The organism is Phenylobacterium sp. (assembly GCF_031425575.1).
Lineage (GTDB): Bacteria > Pseudomonadota > Alphaproteobacteria > Caulobacterales > Caulobacteraceae > Phenylobacterium.
The window spans coordinates 1-8,525 of record NZ_JANPJP010000090.1; the positions used below are offsets into that span (position 1 = coordinate 1).

At 68.9% G+C, this 8,525-nt stretch carries 10 protein-coding genes; 1 reads left to right on the top strand and 9 read right to left on the bottom strand.

What is annotated here, in order from left to right; genetic code table 11:
• The 3 genes from RMO97_RS04880 to RMO97_RS04890 form a co-directional block, all read right to left on the bottom strand.
• On the bottom strand, window positions 1-411 hold a 411-nt coding region (locus RMO97_RS04880; RefSeq protein WP_310539416.1), incomplete at its 3' end, for a Clp protease N-terminal domain-containing protein.
• Window positions 412-520: 109 nt separating this feature from the next.
• Window positions 521-1,144 (bottom strand): pyridoxamine 5'-phosphate oxidase family protein, encoded by a 624-nt coding sequence (locus RMO97_RS04885; protein WP_310539417.1) that lies wholly within the window; start codon window positions 1,142-1,144, stop codon window positions 521-523.
• Window positions 1,145-1,207: 63 nt separating this feature from the next.
• Complete coding sequence (locus RMO97_RS04890; RefSeq protein WP_310539418.1) at window positions 1,208-2,179, bottom strand: class I SAM-dependent methyltransferase; 972 nt, start codon at window positions 2,177-2,179, stop codon at window positions 1,208-1,210.
• 153 nt (window positions 2,180-2,332) lie between these two features.
• On the opposite strand from RMO97_RS04890, the gene RMO97_RS04895 reads away from it, so the two are divergent.
• A complete protein-coding gene (locus tag RMO97_RS04895) occupies window positions 2,333-2,857 on the top strand; it encodes a TetR/AcrR family transcriptional regulator (RefSeq protein ID WP_310539419.1) in 525 nt (174 codons plus the stop codon).
• 2 nt (window positions 2,858-2,859) lie between these two features.
• Here the strand turns inward: RMO97_RS04895 and RMO97_RS04900 are convergent, their stop codons facing one another.
• The 6 genes from RMO97_RS04900 to RMO97_RS04925 form a co-directional block, all read right to left on the bottom strand.
• Window positions 2,860-5,091, bottom strand: coding sequence for an arylsulfatase (locus tag RMO97_RS04900; protein ID WP_310539420.1), 2,232 nt, complete (start codon window positions 5,089-5,091; stop codon window positions 2,860-2,862).
• A gap of 73 nt (window positions 5,092-5,164) precedes the next feature.
• The gene (locus tag RMO97_RS04905) at window positions 5,165-6,571 is read right to left on the bottom strand and encodes a M20/M25/M40 family metallo-hydrolase (RefSeq protein ID WP_310539421.1); all 1,407 of its coding nucleotides are present in this window, start codon (window positions 6,569-6,571) and stop codon (window positions 5,165-5,167) included.
• 140 nt (window positions 6,572-6,711) lie between these two features.
• On the bottom strand, window positions 6,712-7,023 hold the full coding sequence (locus tag RMO97_RS04910; RefSeq protein WP_310539422.1) for a hypothetical protein: 312 nt from the start codon (window positions 7,021-7,023) through the stop codon (window positions 6,712-6,714).
• 29 nt (window positions 7,024-7,052) lie between these two features.
• Window positions 7,053-7,481 (bottom strand): DUF1178 family protein, encoded by a 429-nt coding sequence (locus RMO97_RS04915; protein ID WP_310539423.1) that lies wholly within the window; start codon window positions 7,479-7,481, stop codon window positions 7,053-7,055.
• The gene (locus RMO97_RS04920; protein WP_310539424.1) at window positions 7,478-8,311 is read right to left on the bottom strand and encodes a carbon-nitrogen hydrolase family protein; all 834 of its coding nucleotides are present in this window, start codon (window positions 8,309-8,311) and stop codon (window positions 7,478-7,480) included. The genes RMO97_RS04915 and RMO97_RS04920 overlap by 4 nt, the downstream gene beginning before the upstream one ends.
• Window positions 8,312-8,350: 39 nt before the next feature.
• The coding region (locus tag RMO97_RS04925; RefSeq protein WP_310539425.1) for a glutaredoxin domain-containing protein at window positions 8,351-8,525 on the bottom strand (175 nt) is incomplete at its 5' end.

Below are 8,525 nucleotides of genomic sequence, written 5' to 3' on the forward strand. Positions count from 1 at the left end.
CTCCAGGCCAGCCGCCGTGGCGCCGGCGGACGACAGGGCCTTGCCCGCCTCGCCGCCTTCCTTGGCGATGGCGATCAGCAGGCGTTCGGTGGTGACGAAAGCGTCCCCGGCCGCCTTGGCGCCGCTCTCGGCCTCGGCGAAGACCCGGGCGGTTTCCGGCGCCATGTAGATCTGGCCCGAGCCGCCCTCCACGCGGGGGCGCTTGGCGAGCAGGGCGTCGGTCGCCGGCTCGACGACATCGGGCCGTCCGCCGGCGCGCTCGATCAGGGCGCGGGACAGGCCGTCCTTCTCCTCAAGCAGAACCTTGAGCAGGTGTTCGGGCGCCAGCTGCTGGTGTCCCCTGGCCATGGCCAGGCTCTGGGCGGACTGGATCGCCTGTTTGGCGCGGTCGGAATAGAGGTCGATATTCATGAGGTCCCCTCGTAAGGCGGATTAGCGGGGTCGCCTTGATCAAGCGCAACCTCCACGGCCTCGATGTAGGTGTGACCTTTGCGCCACACAAGCGTGGCGGCCGGAAAAGTTAGGGGCGCCCGGCGAGCTGGGCTCGAAGCGCGGCGTTCTCCGCCTCAAGCGCCTCCAGTCGCTGGCGCATGGGTCCCAGCACCGTCTCGATCTCCGGGCCGGTGAAGCGCCGGGTGATGTGCTGCGGACAGTTCCAGTCGAAGGCCTCCAGCCTCAGCACGAACGCCCGCTCCGGCCGACCCTTGTAGCCAGGGTCGGTCAGGCGGGCGGCCAAGTCCGGATCGGCGGCGAGGTCGCGGGCCTCCATGTGGGCAAGGATCTTCAGCCGGGCCTGGTTAGGATAGTCCATCAGGATCAGGGCGACCCGGTCGTCGGCGGCGATGTTGCCGAGGCTGATGTACTGGCGGTTTCCACGATAGTCGGCGAAGGCGAGCGTGGCCTCGTCCAGCACCCGCAGGAAGCCCGGCGGGCCGCCGCGATGCTGCACATAGGGCCAGCCGCTCTCCGACACGCTGGCCAGGTAGAAGCTGTCGCGCGCGCCGATGAAGGCCGCCTCGTTTTCGGTGAAGCGGTCGGAGGTCCGCTCGCCGTCGAACCGCTCCCAGATCTTGCGGGCGCCATTGACGGTCTGGGCCGCCTGGACGCTGGGGGTGGCGAGCAGGTCGAGGTAGCCGTAGGCCATGGCGTCAGCTCCGAAGCAGGCTTGCTAGATCATGCCGCCAACCTCCGATGACAACCCTGATGTCTAGGCCCGCGGTTTCTCCAGCAGAACAAACCAGGTGTGGTTGAACATGCCCTCGTCGATGACCTGGAACCCCGCGTTCGCGGCGAGGGCCCGCCACCGCGCCTTGCTGGTGAGGAACAGGGACAAGACGTTGCCAACGGCGAACATGGCGAGGCCTGGAACCCAGACCGCCATCAGGAACCGGCCGCCCGGCCGGAGCACACGCAGGGTTTCCGAAAGGGCGCCGGCCTTCCCACTCCCCAGGTGATCATAGACGTGGGTGCTGACGGCGGCGTCGAAGTGGTTGTCGGCGAAGGCCATGGCGGTCAGGTCGCCGCTCACGATGTCGACTCGTCCGGTGAGGTCGGCGACCTTCAGGTTGTTGTCCAGCAGGGCCCGACCGCCGCCGTCGATATAGCCGGCGTCGAAGCGGTCGAAGGCCACCACCCGCCCCGACTTCAGGGCGCGGGCGAGGGCGATGGTGGTCCGCCCGCTGCCGCAACCGGCGTCGAGCACGAGGTCATGGTCGCTCGACAACAGGTCCACCATGGGCAGGACCACGTGGTCGGTGCGGCGGAAGCCGCCCATCACCGCATTGCCCACCAGCAGGAGGGCCGAGAGACCCACGAGGGCGAAGGCCAGGGGCCAGGCTCCCGGCCGCGTCAGCTGCAGAAGGACGGCGGCGGCCAGTGTGATGAGGGCGGCGATGGCCAGCCCGTTCATCCAGCCCGGCCCCCAGCCGAAGTCGTAAGCCTGCGCCGAACGCGCCGCACCTGTCAGCCGAGGGAGCCGGTTGCTCAGACCCGAGACATAGAGGGTGCTGAGTACGACCACCCCGCCGACGATGTGGAAGCCGGCGAACAGCAAGAGGGAATTCGACACCACCGCCAGCCTGGGGGCGAAGACCATCAAGGCCAGGCCGGCGGCGACGCCGACCACGGCCATCAGCCACATGTGTCCGTGAGGGTTTCGATTGGCGTGTTCAGCGGCCATGGGTGGGCTCCATCGGATTGGCGTGGGCCTTGCGCAGCTCCGCCCTGGCCCTAACCTCTAGCGTTAGTCCGGCCCGTCCGGGCCGGACACGGCCCAAGGATTGTCCAGCTTCCGGACATGGCGCGCGCATTGTCCGGCGCGGAGGTGGTCTTGATGGATTTCGCAGACAGCCGGCCGATCCAGCGCACCAAGGCGGCGCTCTTCGACGCCTTCATCGAGCTGGTCCTGGAGCGCCGCTACGACCAACTCAGGGTGGCCGACATCATCGCCCGCGCCGGGGTCGGCCGCTCAACCTTCTACGAGCACTATGAGGGCAAGGACGACCTGCTGAAGGCGGGGCTGTCGGGGCCCTTCGGAGTCCTGGCCGACATGCTCGGGCCGCAGCACGACGACGCGCGCCTGCTGGCGGTGGTGGAGCACTTCTGGGAGAACCGGCGGGTGGGCGCCGTCCTTTTCGCGGCGCCGACCCGGCCGCTGCTGGCCAAGACGCTGGCCGGTCTCATCGAGGCGCGGCTGCGGGCCCGGCCGGAGATCCGGAACCCAACTCTTCTCGCGGCCCAGCTGGCCGGGGGACAGTTGGGCCTGTTGAGCACCTGGCTCGCGGGCCACACGCCAGCCACCCCGGAGGCGGTCGTCCAAATGCTCTACGCCGCGGCTCAGGCCGTGCCGCCAGCCTAGGCTTACTGCCGCGCCATTTCCGCCTCGCCCAGCAGCTCGCCGTCCAGGTCCTGGTCGGCGTCCATGGTGACGACGACTCGCCGCAGCTTGCCGGTGAAGGTGAAGGGGGCGGCATAGGGGGCGACGGGGCTGCCCCGGTCGCGGCCGATATCCAGGCCCGACCAGGAGATGAAGGTGGCGAAGCCGATATGGGTCTTCACCTGGCCGGCCACGCGCCCGTCGATCGCCAGGGTGAAGGTGCGGCCGTCGGAGCCCTGGCGGCAGCGCAGGGCGAGCTTGCGCAGACCTGGCGCGATGGGCTCGGCGGAGCTGACCGTGGCCAAGGCGCCGCCGACGTTCAGGGTGTGATGCAGCCGGCCGTCCTGGACATAGAAGGAGTACCCGCAGGTGGCGTCGCCGTGGGCCAGCAGCACCCCGTCCGCGCCGCCCGGCGGGATCACCGCCTCGGCCTCGATGACATAGGAGCGGCTGCGCACGTCCGGAGCCACGTCGGCGGGCAGATGGCCCATGCCCGGGTGAAAGACGAAGCGCTTGCGGGCCCCGTGGTAGCGCAGGGCGTTCTCGGCGAAGCGCGGGCCGAAGCGGTCATCGAGCGGCAGGACCTTGTAGGTCTCGGCGGCCTTCCACCACTCGGCCACCAGGGCGGCCAGCTTTTCCGGCTCCGCGGCGGCGAGGTCGCGGGTTTCCGAGAAGTCGGCGTCCAGGTGGTAGAGCTCCCAGACATCGGTGTCGAAGGGCGTGCCGGGCGGGTGGAAGGCCACGGCCTTCCAGCCGTCCTTCCAGAGGCCCCGGTGGCCGAACATCTCGAAGTGCTGGGCCTTGGACTTGCTGGGGGCGGCGGGGTCCTTCAGGGAGGCGGCGAAGCTGACGCCCTCCAGCGGCATCTGTGGGACCCCGGCGATAACCTGCGGCGGCTCCAGGCCCAGGATGTCCAGCAGGGTGGGCGTGAAGTCGCTGACATGGGCGAACTGGGTCCGCAGCTCGCCGCGGGCGGCGATGCCGTTCTTCCAGGAGATCACCAGGGGATCGCGGATACCGCCGCCGTGGGTGTTCTGCTTATAGCGGCGCAGGGGGGTGTTGGAGGCCATGGCCCAGCCCTGCGGGAAGTTGGAATGACTGTCGGGCCCGCCGATGTCGTCGATCCGGGCCAGCTTCTCGGCCATGGGTTCGAACTTCAGATTGTAGGGGCCCATGGCGTTGACCATGCCCAGGGGCCCGCCCTCCTGGCTGGCGCCATTGTCGGACATGACCACGATCAGGGTGTCGTCCTTGATCCCCGCCTCCTCCAGGAAGGCGATCAGCCGGGCCAGGTGGCGGTCGGCATGGTCGAGCATGCCGGCAAACGCGCTCTGCAGGCGGGTGAAGACCCGCTTGTCGTCGGGCAGGCAGTCGTCCCAGGCGCGGATGCCGTCGTTGCGGTCGGGCATGACGGTGTCAGGCGGCACGATGCCCATCGCCTTCTGGCGGGCCAGGCGCTGCTCGCGCTCCACGTCCCAGCCGTGTTCGAAGACCGGATCGTACTGGCGGATGATGTGCTGCGGCGCCTGGTGCGGGGCGTGGCAGGCGGCGGGCGCCAGCCACAGCAGCCAGGGCTTGTCCGGCGCATCGGCCTGGTGGTCGGCGATGAAGCGGATCGACTGGTCCACCAGGTCGGCGGTCAGGTGATAGCCCTCGGCATAGCTCGTGGGCTGCTCGATGGGGGTGTTGTCGCGCACCAGCTCGGGCGCGAACTGGTCGGTCTCGGCGTCCATGAAGCCGTAGAAGCGGTCGAAGCCGCGCCCCAGGGGCCAGCCGTCGAAGGGCCCGGAGGGGCCGGTCTCGGTCAGGGGCGTCGCGTGCCACTTGCCCACCATGTAGGTGGAATAGCCGTGGGGCTTGAGCATCTCCGGCAGGGTCCCGGCCTCGCGGGCGATCTTGCCGCGATAGCCCGGGAAGCCGCTATCGAAGTTGGACAGGCAGCCCATCCCCACCGAGTGGTGGTTGCGGCCGGTCAGCAGGGCCGCCCGCGTGGTGGAGCACATGGCCGTGGTGTGGAAGCCCGTATAGCGCAGCCCGTCGGCGGCCAGCGCATCGATGGTGGGCGTCTTGATGGGTGAGCCGTAGCAGCCGAAGTCGGAGAAGCCGACATCGTCGAACAGCACCACCAGGATGTTGGGGGCGCCCTTCGGCGGCGTGGGCTGCGGCGGCCAGTAGGGGGTGGAGTCCGCCAAGGTCGCCCCGATCTTCGCCGCCATCGCATCCTCCGGAAAACTATTGGCAGCAGAAATGCCAGTTTTTCCGGAGGACGGGAAGAGGCCTCGCTCGGACCTACTTCTGGGTCGCGTAGAGCTTCACCACCGAATGCAGGAAGTCCCGGCCCTCATAGAGGGAGCGGACCCGGATGCGCTCGTTCAGACCGTGGGTCCCGCCGCCGTCCGGATCGCCGAACATCCCCGACAGGCCGTAGCTGGGGATGCCGGCGGCGTTGGTGAAGCGGCTGTCGGTGGCGCCTGTGGTCATGGTGGGCACCAGGGGAACCCCCGGCCACATCTGGTTGGACACCTGCTCGATGGGGCCCAGGATCGCCCGGGTCAGCGGCGGCGGCGGCGAGACGGGGCTGGGGACACCCACCAGGGTGACGGCGATCTTGTCGTCGGCGAACACGTTCACCAGTTGGGCCTTCACCGAGTCCAGGCTCTCGCCCGGCAGGATGCGGCAGTTCACATTGGCCTGCGCCTTTTGCGGCAGGGCGTTGGGGGCGTGGCCGGCGTTGACCATGGTGGCCACGCAGGTGGTGCGCATCATGGAGTTGCGGCTGGCGTCCTTGATCACCTCGGCGATGGCCGCGGCGTTGGTGGGATCCTTGGCGACTGCCGCCATGGCCGCGCCTGAGGCGCCGCCCTCGATCACCGACATCTTCTCGAAGTGGTTCCTGGTGGCGTCGTTCAGCCGGATGGGGAAGTCATAGGCGGCCAGCCGGTCGATGGCGGCGGCCAGGTGGTAGATGGCGTTGTCCTTGGACGGCCGCGAGGAGTGGCCGCCGGGGTTGGTCGTGACCAGGGTGAAGTCCTGATAGACCTTCTCGCCGGCCTGGACGCCGAGGAACTGGCGGTTGCCCTGGGCGTCGAGCCTGCCGCCCGCCCCTTCGTTCAGGGCGAACTCCGCCTCCATCAGCGGGCGATGATGCTTCAGCAGCCACTCGACCCCGTCGAAAGTGTCGGAGGTTTCCTCGCCGCAGGTCAGGACCAGGCGTAGGCCCCGACGCGGTTTGAAGCCCTCGGCCTTGTAGCGGATCAGGCTGTCGGTGAAGACCGCCGCCATGGCCTTATCGTCGCTGGCGCCCCGGGCGTAGAAATACCCGCCCTCCTCGATCAGGGTGAAGGGGTCGCGCTCCCAGTCGGCGCGGTTGGCCTCCACCACGTCGAGGTGGGCCAACAGCATGATCGGCTTGAGCCTGGCGTCGGTTCCGGCCAGGGTGGCGACGAGGTTTCCGTCCTTGGGACGCTCGGCCGGGACCAGGACCTGGACGTCCTTGTTGGCGTAGCCGGCGGCCTTGAGGCGCGCGCCCATCTTCTCGGCGGCGGCGGTACAGCTGCCGACCGAGAGCGTGGTGTTGGTCTCCACCAGCTCCTTGTAGAGCGCCCGGAAGGCGACCTGATCCGGCCGCGTCTGAGCTTGGGCGGCGGAGGCCGAAAGGGTCGCGGCGCCGATGGCGGCGAGGAGGGTGAGTTTCATGGACGGGCCCTGGTTACGCTTTGGACCGACCGTAGGCGCCGCTTGGGCTTGCCGCAAGGAAGGGAAGGCCAACTAGTTGGAGTTGCCCGCTCAGCGAACACAAGCGGGGACCAGAGAGCGCCACGGCCCTCGTCATGCGCTCAGTGGGTTGTTCGGAGTATCGGCAGGAAATGCGCCAGGTAGCCGACGCACTGAAAAAGGACGGCAACCCACGCGAGCGACAGCAACAGATGCAGCACAGCTGTCAACCAGCTGCGCAAGAGAACAACGGGCAACGTCACGACCAACAACAGGAGATCACCCACAAGGAAGCCAGAAGCGGCAGATGCGAAGCTTCGCTCCAGCAACCAAAAGGCCATGGCTGCAAATGCCAATGCTCCCAGGAGGTGAAGACCGCGCAGCTTGGCGAGCTGAAGAGCTGTCACTGATGCGGAGCTCAGGCGGTCTTCCATCGATGCGCTAAGCGTGAAAAATCCCATCCCTAGTTCAGCGCCGCCTTCTTCACCGGCGCGGGCGGCAGGGGGGCGATGTTGACGCCCTCCGCCTTCAGGTCGCGGACCTCGGCGGGGGTGGCCTCGCCATAGATGCCGCGGTTCTCGGACGTCCCGGCGTGGATCGCGCGGGCCTCGTTAGCGAAGGTGTCGCCGACATAGTCGAAGTTGTCTTCCACGTGCTGCCGGACCTCGGCCATCGCCTGCATCATCACTTCGCGGGCGGCCGGCGTCATGTCCGGCGCGTTGCGCTTCGTGCCCGCCACCATGGGGGCCATGATCTGTTTGCTGACGGCGGTCGAGCCGCAGGTCGGGCAGCCGATCTGGCCGGCCTCAGACTGGGCGTCATAGTCGTCCGACGAGCCGAACCAGCCCTCGAATTCGTGGGCGTGGTCGCAGGCGAGCGCGTAGCGGATCATGCGATGGCCGCCGGAGCCGCGAAGGCGCGCGCGTTTGCGAGCGCCGGGATCGCGGCGCGGGCCTTGGCGACGGCGGCGAGGTCGAGGTCCACCATCAAGACGCCGGGCTCGTCGTGGGCCAGTTCGCCAACGATCTCGCCCCAGGGGGCGATAGCGATAGTGTGGCCCCAGGTGCCGCGCCGGTCCTCGTGGAAGCCGCCCTGGGCCGGCGCCAGCACGAAGCTGCCGGTCTCGATGGCCCGGGCGCGCAGCAGGATCTCCCAGTGCGCCTCGCCCGTCGGCCGGGTGAAGGCGGCCGGGACCAGCATCACCTGCGCGCCAGCCAGGGCGAGCGCCCGATAGACCGCCGGGAAGCGCATGTCGTAGCAGATGGTCAGGCCGAGCGGCGTCTCGCCGGCGAGCGCCGTGACGGCGCGGTCGCCGGGCTCGTAGGTCTCGCTCTCGCGCGCGCTCTCGCCGGTGGGCAGGTCGACGTCGAACATGTGCAGCTTGTCGTAGGTGGCGGTGATCTCGCCGGCCGGCGAGATGAGCGCCGCGCGGTTGGCGGCCTTGCCGTCCTCCCGCAGCACCAGGGCCGAGCCGATCAGCAGCCAGACGCCGAGCTCCCGGGCGAGCGCCTGCATCCCAAGAACGACGGGGTCCTCCGCCAGCCGCCTGAGCTGCGGCAAGAGGGTCGCCTTGTCCTTCTGCAGGATGTTGCTGGCCTCGGGCGTGGCGATGAAGGTCGCACCCTTCGCCGCGGCCTCCCGCACCAGCGGCGCCAGGTGGTCGAGCGCCGCGGCGTGGCTGGCGGGAGTCCGGGTCTGGATCAGTCCGACGCACAGGGTCATGGCCTATCTACAAGCCCGCAACGCCGCGCTTGGCAAGGCTCAAGCCGCCAGCAGGGGGTCCAGCTTGCCGTCCCGCTCCAGGGCCATCATGTCGTCGCAGCCGCCGATGTGTTCCTCGCCGATGAAGATCTGCGGGAAGGTGGCGCGGCCGTTTGACCGCCGCATCATTTCCTGGCGCTTCTCCGGATCGAAGGCGGCCTCGATCTCGGTGAAC